The organism is Crassaminicella profunda (assembly GCF_019884785.1).
Classification (GTDB): Bacteria; Bacillota; Clostridia; order Peptostreptococcales; family Thermotaleaceae; genus Crassaminicella; species Crassaminicella profunda.
Map to the genome: position 1 here is coordinate 537,649 of NZ_CP082326.1, position 18,346 is coordinate 555,994.

9 protein-coding genes and 1 riboswitch are annotated in these 18,346 nt (G+C 31.8%); of the genes, 7 read left to right on the top strand and 2 right to left on the bottom strand.

Annotated features, from left to right (window positions below; translation table 11 throughout):
- Positions 1-6: 6 nt before the first annotated feature.
- The 3 genes from K7H06_RS02240 (at position 7) to K7H06_RS02250 (ending at position 3,461) form a co-directional block, all read left to right on the top strand.
- Positions 7-927 (top strand): ABC transporter ATP-binding protein, encoded by a 921-nt coding sequence (locus K7H06_RS02240; RefSeq protein WP_223038361.1) that lies wholly within the window; start codon positions 7-9, stop codon positions 925-927.
- The gene (locus K7H06_RS02245) at positions 920-1,660 is read left to right on the top strand and encodes an ABC transporter permease (RefSeq protein WP_223038362.1); all 741 of its coding nucleotides are present in this window, start codon (positions 920-922) and stop codon (positions 1,658-1,660) included. Before K7H06_RS02240 ends, K7H06_RS02245 begins: the two co-directional genes overlap by 8 nt.
- A 235-nt stretch (positions 1,661-1,895) precedes the next feature.
- A complete protein-coding gene (locus tag K7H06_RS02250) occupies positions 1,896-3,461 on the top strand; it encodes a sensor domain-containing diguanylate cyclase (RefSeq protein WP_223038363.1) in 1,566 nt (521 codons plus the stop codon).
- 131 nt (positions 3,462-3,592) lie between these two features.
- Here the strand turns inward: K7H06_RS02250 and K7H06_RS02255 are convergent, their stop codons facing one another.
- Complete coding sequence (locus tag K7H06_RS02255) at positions 3,593-7,291, bottom strand: cobaltochelatase subunit CobN (RefSeq protein ID WP_223038364.1); 3,699 nt, start codon at positions 7,289-7,291, stop codon at positions 3,593-3,595.
- Positions 7,292-7,388: 97 nt separating this feature from the next.
- Between K7H06_RS02255 and K7H06_RS02260 the strand changes: the two genes are divergently transcribed.
- Together K7H06_RS02260 and K7H06_RS02265 are read left to right on the top strand one after the other, a co-directional pair.
- Complete coding sequence (locus tag K7H06_RS02260; RefSeq protein WP_425514933.1) at positions 7,389-8,411, top strand: magnesium chelatase ATPase subunit I; 1,023 nt, start codon at positions 7,389-7,391, stop codon at positions 8,409-8,411.
- Positions 8,412-8,413: 2 nt separating this feature from the next.
- Positions 8,414-10,276 (top strand): AAA family ATPase, encoded by a 1,863-nt coding sequence (locus K7H06_RS02265; protein WP_223038366.1) that lies wholly within the window; start codon positions 8,414-8,416, stop codon positions 10,274-10,276.
- 108 nt (positions 10,277-10,384) lie between these two features.
- Here K7H06_RS02265 and K7H06_RS02270 read toward each other — a convergent pair whose 3' ends face one another.
- Positions 10,385-11,107 carry a helix-turn-helix domain-containing protein gene (locus K7H06_RS02270; protein WP_246637612.1) on the bottom strand — a complete coding sequence of 241 codons (723 nt, stop codon included), beginning with the start codon at positions 11,105-11,107 and terminating at the stop codon, positions 10,385-10,387.
- A 357-nt stretch (positions 11,108-11,464) separates the two neighbouring features.
- Positions 11,465-11,654, top strand: a riboswitch (cobalamin riboswitch).
- Between the two features lie 262 nt (positions 11,655-11,916).
- Between K7H06_RS02270 and K7H06_RS02275 the strand changes: the two genes are divergently transcribed.
- Both K7H06_RS02275 and K7H06_RS02280 read left to right on the top strand, forming a co-directional pair.
- Positions 11,917-12,351, top strand: a complete 435-nt coding sequence (locus K7H06_RS02275) for a hypothetical protein (protein ID WP_223038367.1) — start codon at positions 11,917-11,919, stop codon at positions 12,349-12,351.
- A 193-nt stretch (positions 12,352-12,544) separates the two neighbouring features.
- Entirely contained in the window at positions 12,545-18,340 is a 5,796-nt protein-coding gene (locus K7H06_RS02280; RefSeq protein WP_223038368.1) for an NEAT domain-containing protein, read from the top strand.
- The last annotated feature ends 6 nt before the right edge of the window (positions 18,341-18,346 follow it).

Here is an 18,346-nt window from a genome sequence, read left to right on the forward strand (position 1 = left end):
ATGTATATGGAATATGTATTAAAAACGGTAAATCTAACGAAGCAGTATAAAAATAAAAAAGCCGTAGACAACCTAAATATCCATATAAAAAAAGGAGAAATATATGGATTTTTAGGAGAAAATGGAGCAGGAAAAACAACTACTATTAGGATGATTATGGGACTTGTAAAGCCAACCGGTGGGAGTATTGAAATCTTTGGAGAAAACATTACTTCAAAGAAAAATCAATACTTAGAAAGAATTGGATCTATCATAGAATTTCCGGGTTTTTACCCCAATTTAACAGCTGAAGAAAATTTAGAAATACATAGAAGACTTATGGGTGTACCAGGGAAAAAATGTATAGATGAATCTTTAGAAGTATCTGGAATACTTCAGGCAAAAAATAGAAAAGTCAAGGAATTTTCTTTAGGAATGAAACAAAGACTAGGCATTGCAAGAGCGTTACTTCATCATCCAGAGCTACTTATTTTAGATGAACCTACCAATGGACTTGATCCTATTGGCATAAAGGAAATAAGAGAGCTTGTATTAGCGTTATCTAGTAAAAAGAATATAACGGTTTTAATATCTAGTCACAATTTAAGTGAGATACAGCAAATGGCTACTACTATTGGTATTATTCATGAGGGAAGATTAGTAGAAGAGATTGATTTTGATACCCTTCAAGATAAAAATAGACATTATATAAAAATAAAGGTAAGTGATGATAAAAAAGCAGCTATGCTTTTTGAAGAAAAACTAGGCATTTCTGATTATATGGTTATTGAAAAAAATATTTTAAGAGTTTACGAAAAACTCTCTGATATTGAAAAAATCAATCGAATTTTGATACAAAACAATGTGAATGTGAGCGAGATTGGATTAATGAAAGATAGCTTAGAGGATTACTTCTTAAAAGTTACTGGAGGTGAGGGGTGTGTTTAATCTACTATATACAGAAGTTTTAAAGTTAAAAAGAGCGAAAATTATGTGGTTATTGCCTATTGGAGGCATTCTTCCAAGTTTGTTGAATTTGATGGTTATTATAGAAAATTCAAAGAGTTACCAAGTTCATTGGGAAGGTGCCTTTAAAAATAATTTTGTATTCATGACTTTGATTATGGGGGTTGCTTTGTTCTCATTAATTTCAGGATATGTATTTTCAAGAGAGTATACGGAAAATACAGTAAATACCTTATATACTTATCCAGTAGATAAATCTAAATTTATTTTTGCAAAATTAGTGGTGATTCTTATTATGATTTATATTACTTTAATCATAAATTATGGATCTTTATTGGCTGGAGGCATGATGGTGATTAAAGAACCATTAGCAGGAAGCTTACTTATAAACACGATCAAAAAACAATTATTAATTGGTATCATGTTTTTTGCATTATCTCCTGTAGGTGCCCTGTTAGGGGTAATCGGTAAAAATGTCATCCCTCCTATTGTATTAGGAATTAGTGGGGTGATTACAAATATAGTAGTCATCAATTCAAAATATATAGATATTTTTCCATGGAGTATTCCAACAGCGTATATTTTTAGAGAGGATGCAGATGATCCTAAATTAGTTTGTATCAAGGCGGGAATTATTTTAACAGGAATGTTTGTTATTTTTTTGATTGCTTTAATAGGATATTTGAAAAAAACAGATGTTCATGCTGGATCATGATGAAAAAAAGAAAAGGTTGATATAGAAAGATAGAGTACTTCGTAAGGGGGGAAATATCTTTTTTTATTTTTTAATCAAAACATGGAGCGAATCAACTATAATTTACATAAGATGAATGTGATGGTCAATATAAGGGATCGTATAATAATAGTAAATTATTGTAATAATTGCAGGAATTTTGGTGAAATTTATAGAATATTCAATAATAGGGTGTATGATTGTGGAGGTGAATATTATGCTATATAAAAGAAGAAAATATGTACTTCAAATCATTATCATTATAATTAGTTCATTCTTATTGTTTAATGTTTTTTTCTATATACAAATAAAGAGGAGTTATGAGAATAGATTTTATGAAATAGGAGATAAGATTACTTCTCAAACTACCAAGGCCTTGACCCATTGGGTGGAGGATCAAATAAAAGTTACTAAGATGATTGCAAAAGATCAACGAATTATTAACGCTTGTAGATTTCCTGAAAATGAGGAAATGGTTAATCAAGCCCAGGAATTTTTACAGCATATACATGATCTTTATCCATATTATGAAAACTTGCCTTTGAGTATAAAACTAGAAAAACAAATTACAAAGAATGTAAATGGTAAAGTGGTAAAAATTAATCATGGAGAATTTTTAATAGATACAGTTAATGGAAAAACCATTGGAAAAGGTGGAATGGACTATTCCTATATAAGTGAAATCTTTAAGGGAAAGGATTATTTTGTAAGTGATATTTATCCAAGTATCTTAAGGAAAAACCCAATTTTTGTAATTAGTGCACCCGTTAGATATGATTCAGAAATTATAGGCGTTGCAATTATTTCTCCTCAAATTGAGTATTTTACAAAAGCGTTTGTAGACAATGTAAATTTTGAAAATACAGGTTATATGTTTTTGATTGATGATCGAGGCATTGCTATAGCCCATCCAGATAGAGAAATGATTCTTTATAATAGTAAAAAATTTAAATACATCGGGAAAGAAATTTTAGGTAAAATAGCAAAGGGAAATAATTATTTTGAAGCTAATCTTTTGAAAGAAAAAAAGTTTTATATTTGTACAGATGTAGATATTCCAGCAGAAAATATTATGAACAAGTGGTATATTATATTTACTCAAACCAAAAGAGAAGTTTTAGAAAATGCTGATAAATATCTTAATATTATTATAATAGCAGGAATCATTGCTACCATTATAGTGGTTTGGGCAATATACCTTGTATTCAATATTAATCAAAGGGAGCTATACAAAGAAAAATTAGAAGAGATGAATAAAGCTTTAGAAAAAAAGGTCCAAGAAAGAACCAAGGAATTAAGAAAATTAGCAACAACAGACAGTTTAACCCAGTTAGACAATCATCAAACAGCATGTGAAAAATTAGAAAAAGCAATCCAGCAATCAATAAAAGAAAAATCACCTTTAATCGTAATGATGGCAGATTTAGATAAATTTAAAAGAGTGAACGATACTTATGGCCATCAAGTGGGGGATGAGGTATTAAAATCTACAGCCCATATTATTTCTGATAATATAAGAGAAGGGGATACAGCAGGACGATATGGGGGGGAAGAGTTTATCGTTATTTTACCTAATACGCAGTTAGAGGAAGGCTTGAAAATAGCTAATAGAATCAAAGAGCGTATTGCAGATGAGATATTTTTTATTGAAAGCTTAAGGGTTACAGTTAGTATAGGAATTAGAAAATGGCAAGGAGAAAATTCTATAGATTTAGTAAAGTATGCTGATGAAGCTTTGTATCAAGCAAAAGAGAATGGAAGGAATAGAATAGAGATAGGATGAAAAACTGAATAAGAATATTCAAATAAAAATGTTTAGACAATTTAGAGATATATGTCTAAACATTTTTTATTTAAATGATACTGTAGATATATGATTAGTATGAAGCATACAAGGTAGTAGTGGATTGTTTTCTATTGATCTTCAATATCACCTTCAAGTTCTAAGAAGGTTTTATGAAGTTCATTGACTTGATCATCACTAGCTTGCCAATAACCTCTTTGTGCATACTCTAGCATTTGTTTGATAATTTCAAGATAAGCATAAGGATTATTTTCTTTTAGTTGATTTTTCAAAGCTTCATCCATTACATATTGATCATGTAAGGAATGATAAATCCATTGGTCAATTTTATTGGTAGTAGCAGCTAATCCTTGAATATTTTCGAATCTATCAGCAATAGTGGTAGTTCCGTGATATTTATGTTTTAACATTTCTTCAATCCATTTGGGATTAAGAAGCCTTGTTCTAATACCTCGTTCTATGGATTTTTCAATCTTTTCAGTTTCTATATGATCTGTTGTGGTATCAGAGATGAACATTTCACTTTTTTTGCCACGAATCGTTTCAATAGATTTTGATAAACCACCAAAGAATTCATAATAATGATCTAAATCAACAATTTGATATTCATGATTGCTTCTTACTTGTGAGATTAATTCAATCATGGATAAATTCTTCTCATAAAGATTTTCAAAGTGTATGCCACGATAATTTTTACTATAGATATATCTCATACTTTCTATAAAACTTTTACCAATTTCTGATTCTTCCCTCCAAGACTTATCTTTAATAAGGGAAGTTATTTGAGTTCCGTATTGGGATTGGCTAGGACCAAAAATTCGTGAATGTGCTAATTCTGCGGCCATTTCTTTTTCATAGCTCTCATTCAATAGATCATTATATAATTTTTTTGTATGGATATGGAAGTAGTTATATCCATTTTCATCTCCTAATTGGTCAATATTTTCAAATATTTCATTAAGGAGGATGATGATATTTTCAAACATATCTCTAAAAAAGCCACAAATATTAACGACAACATCTATTCTTGGTCGGTTCAATTCTTCTATAGGGATGATTTCAAATTCAGGTTCCCAAATATTTATGGTATTTTTCATACGAACACCTAGATAATATAAAATTTGTCCTAAAGTTTCTCCTTGTGTACGGCAAGTTTCTAACCCCCATAATATGACAGAGGTTACTTTAGGATATTTACCATGTAACTCATAATAAGTATTTAAGGTGTTTTGGGCAATTTTTTGTCCCCTTAACATAGCAACAGAAGATGGGATAAATCGACTATCAAATTGATAGAGATTATAACCAGATGGCAATACGTCTGGATTCCTAATAGGATCTCCACCTATTTTAGCAGGTAGATATTCTCCATTTAAAAATTTGATGAGTCCTTTATTTTCATGATTTTGTTTAATTTTATTGCAAATAGATAATCCGTAATCAAAAGTTTTTTGTAGTTCCTTCCCATAGATGCTTAGTAAGGGATTATCTATGGGAGCATTTAAATCAATAGTATCAAGAATTGTTTTTACTTCTTCATCTAATAATTTTAAGGAATGTATTTGATTTTTATCCATTATTTCATCGTAATTTAAGTGATTCTTCTCAGCAACAATTCTTTTTAAAGATTTTATCTCTCCTCGATCATATTGAAGGATGGAGGAAAATAAGCTTTTTAATGCTGTATTTGAATAAGCTTTACCAAAGATGTGAAGTCCCTTTGGCATAAGGGAGGACTTCATTTTATACAATTCTTTTTCAATCGTATCTAAATCTTTTTCAAAATGTAAAGTATCGCCTATTTTAAAAATTGCATCTAATAGATCTTTGGACCTATCAGGAGATAAATGAAGAGATTCATGGTATTCACCGATCAAGCTTTCTAATTTTGTATAATCTGCATAGAGATTTGCAGTAGTAAATGCAGGAGGTTGATAACCAATTAAAACAGCATGGGAGCGTCTTTTAGCAATCATTCCTTCTGATGGATTGCCACAATAATAAATATAGCCATGGGGAATATCTCCAATCAAATAATCAGAGTAACAAGTTTGACTCATGCCGCATTCCTTTCCAGGTAAAAATTCCAATGTGCCATGAGTACCAATATGAAGGATTACATCAGCATGAAAATCATTCTTTAGCCACTGATAAAAAGCCAAGTATTGGTGATGTGGCGTCATATTTTTATCATGATAGTTAGCATTTTCATCTTCTATAATTCCCTTTGAAGGTTGTAGACCAATAAAAATATTTTCATTGATAATTCCAGGTATAAAAAAATCTTTTTCAGTAGCCATAATAGACCCAGGAGCATTTCCCCATTCTTTGATTACATCATGAACAGGGGAAAAATTATTTACAGAATCCATATAGTTTTCACTCTTATAATGGATGTAGTTTTCTTTTTCATAAAAATACTTAGGAGAATTAATAAGCCCTTTCTCTAAAAAAGTATTTTGTAAGGATTGTTCATCTAATTCCTTTAGTTTATACCCTTCTTTTTTTAATGTTTTTAAGATTTCAGAAATAGATGCAAAAGTATCTAAATAAGATGCATGAAACAAATGATCTTCTCCAGGGGGATAATTGTAGCCAATAATAGCTATTTTTTTTTCGGAATTCTTTTTAGACTGAAGAGATAGCCAGCTTTTTATGCGGTTTACTAGCTTTTCTACTCGTGCATCAATACATGCCATTTCGTAAGCTTGAGTATGTAGATTTTTAGCTACTCCCTTTGATGAAAGGGCACCAACAGGATAGGTCTCAATAGCACCATCCATTTCAGGAAGCATAATAGATAGCATAAACTCAGAGCTATGAATACCTTGAGAAGACTTTTCCCAATCTTCTATTGTTCTTCTAGAAAGGAAAAAAGGATGAAAAAGAGGTACGTTTAATTCCTTAAATAAATCAACCATTCCTTCAGCATCTCCGCCCATTGGACCGGCACCGATTCTAAAGGGAAGAAAGCTAATGATCATATTTACCTTTTTATCATAGGTTAAAAGTTTCTTTATTTCCTTAGGGTCGTTTCCAGAGGTTTTTGTAAAGCCTATAGGAATGATGTTAGCTAGAGATTTTAGTTTTTCTACGATGTTATGAACAGCAAAGGAAGTATCATTCGGATAAGTATGACCATAAAAAAGTATACCTATATTTGGTTTCGTAGGATTATATCCGTAGTTTTTTACATAAGAAGCATAGTTTTTATGAAATTTTCTATTAAAGGGATCGCAAATCCCCACATCCATTACGTCTATAGGCTCTTCAGGAATCTGAATAGAGGGAACTTCCCCATAATATTTGAGAAGTAAACAAAGCATACTTTCTAATTGCGAGAAAGTTGCGTTTTTAAAGTATTTTGTGATATAGGATAGATTACGCATATCTCTTATTTTTCCTGGAATAATTTTGCCTATTTTTTCAGCCATTGTGATCATTTTTCTTATTTTTTTCATATCAGGTTTTTTTGTAGATTGCATCATTTTATCATTAGCTTTAAAACTTCCAAGTTTCATAAAATCTCGTGCAGACTCTCCAATGGGAATGACTTGTCCCTTATAAGTTTCTAAACTCTCATAAACAATCTCTACAATTTTCTTTGGACTACCCATTAAATCTACAATGATTGCATCAGAAGTGCATATATCTTCTTTGATTCTTAAATATTCATCATTAGAAAAATTTGAAGCAGCATAATGAAGATTTAAATCAAGAGGTTGATTCATTTGTGAATTTATTTTCTCTAGTACAACTGGAATTGTTGTCAGTACAGTTGTTGAAACAGTTATAATACAAAGGTTCATGGATACAGCCTCCTAAATTGTATTTACTTTCAAACATTTACATTATATGCTAATATCTATGGAGGAGCAACATTTTTATAAAAAGGGGATGAAACAATTGAACAAAAAAACATATCCATTTACAGCTATCGTAGGGCAAGAAAAAATGAAAAAAGCCCTCATACTAAATCTTATCAATCCACAAATAGGAGGGGTATTGATAAGAGGGGAAAAGGGGACGGCAAAATCAACAGCAGTGAGGGCTTTAGTAGATTTATTACCTACAAAAAAAGTAATAAAGGGTTGCAAATTTAATTGTGAAGTAAGTGGACAAAATGGATTTTGTAAAGCATGCAAAGAGCAAATGACTCATAAAGAGTTAGAGACAGAAGATAAAAAAATGAAGGTGGTAGAACTTCCAATAGGGTGTACAGAAGATAGAACCATCGGTACTCTTGATATTGAACAAGCTATCAAAACAGGAGAAAAAAAGTTTGAAACAGGCATTTTAGCACAAGCAAATGGCAATGTACTTTATGTAGATGAGGTTAATTTACTCAATGATCATATTGTAGATGTCTTATTAGATGTTGCTGCAATGGGAGTCAATCATGTAGAACGGGAAGGCGTATCTTATGAACATCCATCGAAATTTATTCTAATTGGTACAATGAATCCAGAAGAAGGAGATTTAAGACCTCAATTATTAGACCGATTTGGACTTGTAGTAGATGTTCTTGGAGAACATAATGTATCGGATCGAGTGGAAGTGATCAAGAGAAGATTATTATTTGAACAAAATCCAGAGGTTCTAATAGAGGAATATAAAGAAAAACAAGGTTTATTATCTGAAAAAATAGAAAAAGCAAAAGAACTATTAGATCAAGTTGTCATTGATGATGAATTATTAGCTTTAACGGCTGAAATCGTTATTGAATTAGGAGTAGAGGGGCATCGTGGAGATATAACGATTATTAAAACTGCAAAAACAATAGCTGCTTTTGATGGAAGACAGGAAGTTATAAGGGAAGACCTTTTAGATGCAGCCGAGATGGTTTTACCTCATCGAATGAGAACCTTGCCTTTTGAGGAAGGGGTACTGAGTAAAGATGCTTTGAAAAAATGGATTGAGGAAAAATAGTTATGAATAAAAGATTATATCCTTTTATAGCTATGGTAGGAATGGAAGAGGTAAAAAAAGCACTCATACTCAATATGATTAATCCTAAAATAGGTGGCGTCTTACTTGCTGGAGAAAAAGGTACTGCAAAATCAACGATTGTAAGAGCTTTAGCCCAATTAATGAAAGATAAAAATGTGGTAACCCTCCCATTAGGAACTACAGAAGATGGATTACTTGGAACGGTTAATATAGAAGAGGCGATGAATAAGGGAAAAAGAGTTTTTGAACCAGGTATATTAGGGAAAGCCCATAACAATATTTTATACATAGATGAAGTCAATTTATTGTCAGAAACCTTGATCAATATGATTTTGGATGTGGCAGTTAGTGGTGTAAATAAAGTGGAGAGGGAAGGAATTTCTTACGAGCATCCTTGCGAATTTATCTTAATAGGAACGATGAATCCAGAAGAAGGGAAATTAAATCCCCAATTATTAGATCGATTTGGCTTTTATGTGGAAGTGAAGGGGACAAAGGAAAAGGAAGAGAGAATAGAGATTGTAAAAAGAAGATTAGTTTATGAAAAGGATGCAAATACCTTTTATCATGGATTTTTAAAGGATGAAATGGATTTAAGAGAACGTATTGTAAAAGCTCAAAAAAACCTTAAGAATATAGCTATAGATGATGATATTTTAGAAAAAATTGCAAAACTCAATATGCAAGGACATGTACAAGGACATAGAGGAGATTTAGTATTGACTAGAGGAGCCATAGCTCATACAGCTTTTCATGAAAAAAATAAGGTTACTACTGAAGAAATAAAGGCTGTAGCAAATATTACTTTAGGGCATCGATTAAGAGAAGGAAATGAAGGAAGTGGAGAAACAAAAAATCAAAAAGAAGAAAATGAAATACAACCAGATTCCCCTAATCAAGATCCATTAGAACAAGGCTCGGAACAACCTTCACCAGAATTTTATCCATCCTTATTGGATAATAGGAACGAAGGAAAGACAAATGATCAAGAGCAATTAGAAAAGAATTTTCATATTGGAGAAGCTTTTGATGCTAGTGGATTGCTACATAGTCTTACAGATCGAAAAATAAGAAAATGTGGAAGTGGTAAGAGAAGTAAATCTAAAACCTCCTCAAAAATAGGAAGATATATAGGCTATAAAATCCCTAAAAACAAAGTAGAAGATCTATCCTTTGATGGAACAATTCGTGCAGCAGCACCTTATCAAAAATGGAGAGAGAAAAATGGGCTAGCTTTTGTTATTCGAAAAGAGGATATTAGGGAGAAAATAAGAGAACAACGTATAGGAAATACTATATTATTTTTAGTAGATGCTAGTGGATCTATGGGCATTGAAAAAAGAATGGTGGAAGCAAAAGGAGCTATTTTTTCCCTATTGAAGGATGCATATGAAAAAAGAGATCAAGTAGGGATGATGACCTTTAGAGGAAATGATGCTTCAGTAGTTTTACAGCCTACTAGAAGTGTAGACCTTGCTTATAGATGTCTAAAAGATATAAAATTAGGTGGGAAAACACCTTTAGCATTAGGGCTTATGAAAAGTGTAGCTTATATAAAAGGGTTGAGAACAAAGGACGCAGAAATCATGCCAGTCATTGTCTTGTTATCTGATGGTCGCGGGAATGTAGGCATAAATAGTAAAGATACACTAAAGGAAATTTTAAGTATAGCAGGGTCAGTAAAGGACAAAGCAATAAAGTTTATGGTCATAGATACAGAGGGAGGCTTTTTAAGGTTAGGACTGGCTAAAAAATTAAGTGATGCTCTTGGTGCAGATTATTTTCGTCTTGAAGATATAAGAGGAGGGTTAGCCCAGTGTATTAGAAAATCTTCTAATTTTTAAGAGAAAAATATTTTTATAAAAACAATAATTATATATTTATGGAGGGTAGGAGAAGGGATGATTCATATAAAAATGGCTCAGGGTAGGAGTCCTTTTTATATGCTCTTATTATTGTATAGCAATGCTATTTCGATATTCTAAGGGTGTCTTTTTTGTAAATCTTTTAAAAACAATAGAATAATAATTTTGCGTATTGAAGCCAACGGATATTGCCACATCCATAAGAGATAAATTTGTATTCTCAAGAAAATATTTACTCTTTTCAATGCGATAATTATTTAAGAAGTTAGAAAAAGTAAAGTTTGTTTCTTTTTTAAACACCTTGCAAAAGTAGCTTTTGTTTACAGATAAATCATTGCATAGTTCATCTAGATTAATAGACTGGGTATAATTTTTATGTATATATTCGATAGCTTTTTTTACATGTACACTAAATCTTAAATTACTCATCCCCTTACTAAACTGGCTATCAGAAATATTCAATAAGATAGCAGGCAAATACTGTATGCAGCTATGGGGTTTAAAAGGAATAGATATTGTGTTGTTTTCAGTGCATTTAAAAGGTCCTATGATGAAATAGCCTCTATACTTATCAAATCTGGATATGGAAACTACTACAAAGTGAATATCCTTTGCATAGCTTAAATTACAGCTAAGGGAATTGTCAGAATCAAAATGAATATCTCTAAAAATAGCACAATCATCAAAAAATTTTTCCACTATAGGGGTATAACCGATACTACAAATTTTATTAAAATCAATGTCTACTGCTAATATAGGCAGATTGCAACAACTATAGAAGTCAGAAATAATATCGTGTATTACTTTCAAAAAAATACACCTCCCTAAAAAATAAGCAATATATAGTTATAAAAAAACAAATATAATGAAGTTTATTTATTGATAATAATATAAAATGTTTGTATAAACGACAAATCATACCATCATATTACATATTATTACTTATTAATATAAATTTGTCAAATTTAGGATAAAAAATGGTACTAAAATTGAAGGTAACATAAAAAACAGGTGATGTGACATTGTAAAATTAACGAAAATTATGGAATTAAGACAGATGGATTTTGGCGAAAATTAAGAGATGAAATATTTACATTATATTAAATATAGTGTAAAATATGAAAATAAAAGGAAAAATGTTACATTTGGTATATATGTCTAGGAAAAATGAATAGATAGCTTTTAGGTTCTTTTATCGTTAGGATAAAGGATGAAAAGGGAATCGAGTGAAAATCTCGAACGGTCCGGCCACTGTAAATGGGGAGTGATCCTTCAATCTGCCACTGAAAATTTTTGGGAAGGCGAAGGAAAACGATAATCCATAAGTCAGGAGACCTGCCAAAAGCTTTAGGTATATATCCTTCCGAGAAAAGGACCAATACTATATGAAACTTGTTTATAATCAATAAAATAAGTGAAATTGTATATTATGATCCCTATCTTCTTTGAAGATAGGGATTTTTGATTATAATCAAAAGGTGTGTTGTTCATTCCTTGGAAAAATTTGATCATTGTTCATTTTAAAAACTATTTCAAGAGCTTAAAAGTAAGTGATGTACTGCTTATTTTTTATAACAAAATGTTAGGCGTATCTAACATCAAAAAAAGGGGGGAAACAAATGATAAAGTCTATGAAGAAAACATCAGTACTTATAGTAGCGTTGATGATGCTTTTATCATTAAATGTTGTACATGCAGCTTCAGATGTGAATGTTGCTATTTATAAGGATGGTTCTACTACGAAGCTTTCCATGTCAAATGATACGATTGTTCCAGGATCACAGAAGTTGGTCATGAATGGAGACGAAGCAATACTTACATTTCATATTCAACCAATGAAGTTTATGGGTATACCTGGAAATTTAGTGAAATTATCAGTTGATTTTGGAGATGGAAATTATATTCCTGCAAGTTTTGTGGGGGATAAAGTAACACTTAAGTTCCCAGCTTCTAAATTGAAAGATGGTAAGAATTTTTATCCTGCAAAAGTAAAAAGCAATGTATGGGTGATTACAATCCCAACTAGTGATGTTGAGTTTTGTATTACAAAGTAATAAGGAATAGGATTAAGTTGGTAAAAAAATAAAAAATAGCAAAAGGCAAGTAATGGACCTTTCTTACTTGTGACAAAGGAACTTCAGTAGTTGGCATATGCTGGCTGCTGAAATTTCTTATTCTTTTTAAATTGTGTTTTAGATAAAAATTGAAGTAGAAAAATAATTTTTAAAATAAGGGGGTTGTGAATAAATGAAAAGGCTTTACCAGAAAATTTTAAGTGGTTTTTTAGTATTTGCCATGCTATTAACCTTAATACCACCAATAGCTGTGCATGCTGAAGAATTGCAACTTCCTGATGCAGTTGCACTTGAAAGTACCTTAGGTCAGGAAATTAATGAAACAAATGTGACGGTAGCAGATTCAGTTTATTCTGTTGAAACAGCTATAACAGTAGAAAATAAAATAGATTCTGTAGCATTAAGTGATTTTCAGATAAAGGATACAAATGCAGAATTGTACTTTTATGGAACAAACGCAAAAGAGGATGCTAAGAAAAACAGTGAGCCTGTGAAGCTAGAGGCAGGTAAAGATACAACGGTTTATGTGAAAGTCATAGCAAATGATGGTTCTGCATCAAGCAAGTATACGATTCATATTCATAGAGTTGAAGAGAAAGAAAAGAAGGAAGAAGATACAAACGCAAACGGTATTGCAGATAGAGTAGAGATCAAGACAGTAGCAGGAAAAACTCCTACGATAATGAGAATACAATATATTAAGGAAGATAACACATATGGAGTTTCAGCAAGTTTGTCAGTAGAGAGCACAACAGCATCTATAAAAACTAATGATATCGTGTGTATGGATGAAAGTGCGACAGTAAACATTAAGGGTACTGACGATAAAGGAAAGGAAATACCAATAAAAGAAAAAAGCCTGAAAGCAGGAGAAATGACAATAGTACCTATTCAAGTTGAAGCCGGGGATGGATCAATAAAAAGTTCGTATTTCCTTATGGTTACAAGAGAAGAAGGAGAAAAAGATACCAATTCAAATGATCTTCCAGATAGAGTAGAAATCAAGACAGTAACAGGAAAAACTCTTACGATAATGAGAACACAATATATTAAGGAAGATAACACATATGGAGTTTCAGCAAGTTTGTCAGTAGAGAGCACAACAGCATCTATAAAAACTAATGATATCGTGTGTATGGATGAAAGTGCAACAGTAAACATTAAGGGTACTGACGATAAAGGAAAGGAAATACCAATAAAAGAAAAAAGCCTGAAAGCAGGAGAAATGACAATAGTACCTATTCAAGTTGAAGCCGGGGATGGATCAATAAAAAGTTCGTATTTTCTTATGGTCACAAGAGCAGAAGGAGAAGCAGGAGAAGAAGATACAAATGCAAATGGTATTGCTGACAAAGTAGATATCCAATCAGTATTAGGTAAAACACCTACTATTGATAAAAAAACATATGATGATCAAGATAAAGTATATAAAATTGAAGCCTCCTTAACAGTAAATAGTGAAATACAATCTATCTTAGCAAGTGACATCATTGCCGTAAATGAACATGCTGAGGCTCAATTGATAGATAAAGATGGAGAGCTAATAAGTAAAGCCATAGAGCTTAAAGCCGGTAAAGACACAATAGTTTACATAAAAGTATGTGCAGAGGATAGCTCAAAGGGCATATACACCATTAGGATTAGTAAAGAAAAAGCTAATACAAAAGAAATTAGTAAGTTTGAGGAAATACAATTATACGGTGGAACAATAGATCAACCAGTATATAAAGCAGTATATGAGGTAGAAGATTATCTTAATGAAAATTATTCTAAGGTTGTAATATCTAATACAAGTGATACAGTTCCAGTTATCCAATGGAAGAACGAGAAGGGTTATACTCTGAATACTGCTGGAGACTATATTTTTACTGCACAATTAGGCGAAATTCCAAAAGGATATAGTTTAGGAGAAGGTGTAACGGCAACGGCTGTAGTTTCTATCCTTGATAAAAATGCTTCAGCAGGTGTTAAAGATCCTGTTTTACAGAAAAAGCTATGTGCTATTTTAAAAGTCGAGGAGAATCATGAGATCACTATAGGTGATATGATGGGACTAGAAGGTAAGATAGATTTGTCAAAGCATGATAATGATGGTGCCATTAAAGATTGTTCGGGTTTGGGTTATGGTAAAAATATTACTAAACTAGATATTAGTAGAAATGAATTAGAAAATATTCCAAATTTGGCTCGGTTAACAAAGCTAACGGATTTGAATTTAAGAACGAATAAATTCACGTCTCTGACAGTGAAAGATTTACCAGAGCTAACAGAACTTTATGTATGCGATAATGTGCTGACCCATATAGAGCTAAAGGGATTGCCTAAGCTATCGACGCTTTCTCTAGGAAGTATTTGGGGGGGAAATAAGTTTACAACTATGCCTGATATTAGTGATCTTACAGGGCTGACAAAAGTTAGTATCTGGAGAAACAAGTTGACAGATATTACTGGTGATTTTAGTAAACTCACTAAGCTAACAACAATTGATGCATCATACAATCAACTGACGAGCATTTCAGAAAGCCTATGTAGCATCACATCCCTTAACGTGTTAAAGCTAGAGCATAATAAGATTGGCGCAATTGATAAAAATATTGCTAAGCTTACAGATTTAACAGCACTTGACTTGAGTAACAATAATCTAACCACACTACCAGACCATTTAAGTGGACTTACGAATCTGAAATATTTAGAGCTAGATAATAACCGATTTGAGACAATACCCGATAGCATTGGAGATTTAACAGGATTGATTAGGTTGGATCTTAATAGTAATTCTTTGAAAACAATGTCTGCTGAGATAGGAAATCTGAAAAAATTACAAGAATTGTATTTAACTAGGAATCAGCTTTCAAAGTTTCCAAGTGGTATATCAAAGCTAGTAGCTTTAAAGAAAATTGATATGGATCTTAATTTATTAACAGATATAGATGTGGATTCAGAAGGGAATAAGGTAGATTTAAGTCAGCTTACTAAGGTGGAAAGTATAAACCTATCACGTAATAGAATCAATCAACTACCCATGAGTTTAAAAACATTGCTAAATGTAAAAAAACTATGGATGCATTATAATTATATAACCCGTATTCCGAAAGATTATTTAAAGGATATGAAAAAATTAGAAACTTTTATCATTGCATTTAATTATATTGATTGGAACAATGATGCTATATCTAAGGAAGAGATAGAAGGATTTTTAGGTGCGGGTCATTCAGCTCCAAGCTATGAAATGCATGGTAAATATGCTACGTTAAAAAAGATTGATACAAGCGTGGGTACTATTGAACTAGAAGATAAAGCTGTAGACGCATATACCGAGAATTTAAAAGCACCTGTAGGCACAACTTCTATTACCATTTGTCCTATAGGCGTTAGAGATGAAACCGAAATTACGATCAAGAAAAAAGATGAGGATAGTGAAGAAACAGAAGAATCTAAGGATGAGAAAACCATCCATAGTGGAGAAAGCTTCACGGTGAATAATTTACAACCAGGGGCCAATAAAATTACATTCGTTGCAGAAAATGCAATAGATAATAGCAAAGTTACCTATAAAATTACAGTATCTGTACCTAAGGAAGGTCAGGGAACACTTGATCCAAATCATCTACCGGATGGTACCTATGGTTTAGATATTGATAATATAAAAGAACATGAGAATGCTGCATCTATAACGAATCAGTTTGTGACAGAGGCTGCTACGCTAGAGGTTAAAGATGGAAAGATGATGCTTACTGTAGTTTGGAATCACACAAGTACCATATCAATGAGCTTGCTTCAAGGACTATGGTATATGGATAAAAAGGAAAACTACGTGGATCTGATTACGCCAGATGATGATCCGAATACAGATAAACGTACTTATTCAGATAAAGTGAAATATGATGCTAAAAAAGATAAATTAACTATTACCTTCCCAGTAGAAAGTATTACAGAGGATGCTTATCTAAAGGTGTATGTGCCAGAAGGAATGGGAGAAAGTAGACCTGTATTTAGAACCATATTTAATACGGATACAATGGTTGATTTAGCTACTGGTGGATCTGTAAATACGATAGATTTAGAGAGTATAGCCATAGATACGAGTAAGACAAAAAAAGAGTATACAGTAGGAGAAAAGTTAGACATAAGTGGACTCGTAGTTACAGGAAGCTATGATGATGGAAGCAAAAAAATATTAACCATCATAGAGAAAAATATTGTTGGCTTTGATAGTTCAAGCGCTGCTAAAAGCCAGACACTAACTGTAATGGTCAATGGTAAATCAGCAACTTATGATATATCCATAAAGGGTGGAACAACAGGAGGAGCTGAAGGAGAACAAGATCAATTCCTTACAAATGGAACCCACCGTATTAGAGCATGGGCAAAACACTTCTATGAAAATGGAAAATCCATGGCCGATCAATTTATAAAAAGAGCCACTACCCTTGAAGTGCAGGATGAAAAAGTTACAGTTAAGATGCTTTGGGAAAGTATAAATAATTGTTCCTTAGGTAAGTTGAAATCGTTAAAATATAAAAATAGCGATGGAGAGCTTGTCAATACACATAGAACCTATGATGCAACAAATGATTCCCTTGAACTTGAACTAGAAGTGGAGAAAAGAGCCATAAAAGAGGGAATCACATTTGAAGTAATCGTACCAGAATCAGCAGGTGGTATGGGAAAAGCGAAATTTAAGTTACTTTTTGATTTAGATAGCTTAGATAATGTGAGTGAAATGATAAAAGAAATTGATGAAGAAATAAGAAATGGTTTCTATGAAGCAGACATCAAAATATTAAAAGAAAATAAAGACCAAGCCTCTATAGCAGAGTCTTATTTCCTTAAAAAAGCAGATGTAGAAGTGAAGGATGATAAAAATCATGTACGCTTATTCATAAAGAATGAGGAAGATATAAAAGACTTAAAAATAGAAGTAGATGGAAATCATGTAAAATACGAAACAAAGATAGTGAAAGAATATGAGAATGGCAAAAAAGCGAGTATGATTCAATTTGAAATACCAAAGCTGGATGCTACTATAAAATTGAAAGCAAAAATAGTACCAGAGGATAATAAAGAAGTTACTTTTAGAGTTGTATTAGATCAAGATCAAATGAAAAAGAAAACAGATGACAGCATAGATGTATATTTAAACCTACTAGAGGGAAAAGTCATCAAAGAAGTGGATTTAAGTGAAAATGGATTCTATGAAATGACTATGGAAATAAAAGAAACAGATAAGAGCTTATTAGCCATGATTCAAAAATACTTAGAAGATGAGATCAACTATGAAGTGATCAAGGGTAAAAATTATGTACAAGTAATGTTGAAAAATACAGACGAAATAAAAGATCTTAAAGTATATGTAAACTCTATGGGTGCAAAATATGAAAAAATAATGAATAATGAAAGAAATACTGTTGTTCGATTTGAAGTACCAGATGCAGATGCAAAAATAAGATTTAGTATATGTATGACAGAAGAAAAAGAAGGATATACAGGCTTTGATATTGCATTGAAAAAAGATATAGTAAAGGAAGTTCAAGAAAAAATCTACTTATATATTCAATCACCAGAAATAGTAGATGTAAAAAGAGGAGCAATCCAAAACATCCAATTAGATGTAGCACCACTTATAGAAGAAAATAGAACATTGGTTCCTCTAAGAGGTATATGTGAAACATTAGGGGCAAATGTCAAGTGGCAAGGAGCAACTAGAAGTATTTTATTAAGTGATGGTGAAATGAAGATTGAGTTACAAGTAGATGAAAAATCTGCAAAGGTCAATGGAAAAACCATTAAAATGGATGTAGCTCCAAAGATTATCAACGAAAGAACCTTTGTACCTATCCGATTCATCTCAGAGAACTTAAAACATGAAGTAAAATGGATCAAAGAAGAACAAAAAATTGTGATTACTAAAAAACCAAATGTCGTAGAAAAAACAGATACAACAAAAAAAGAGAATAAAGAAAAATAAAAAGAG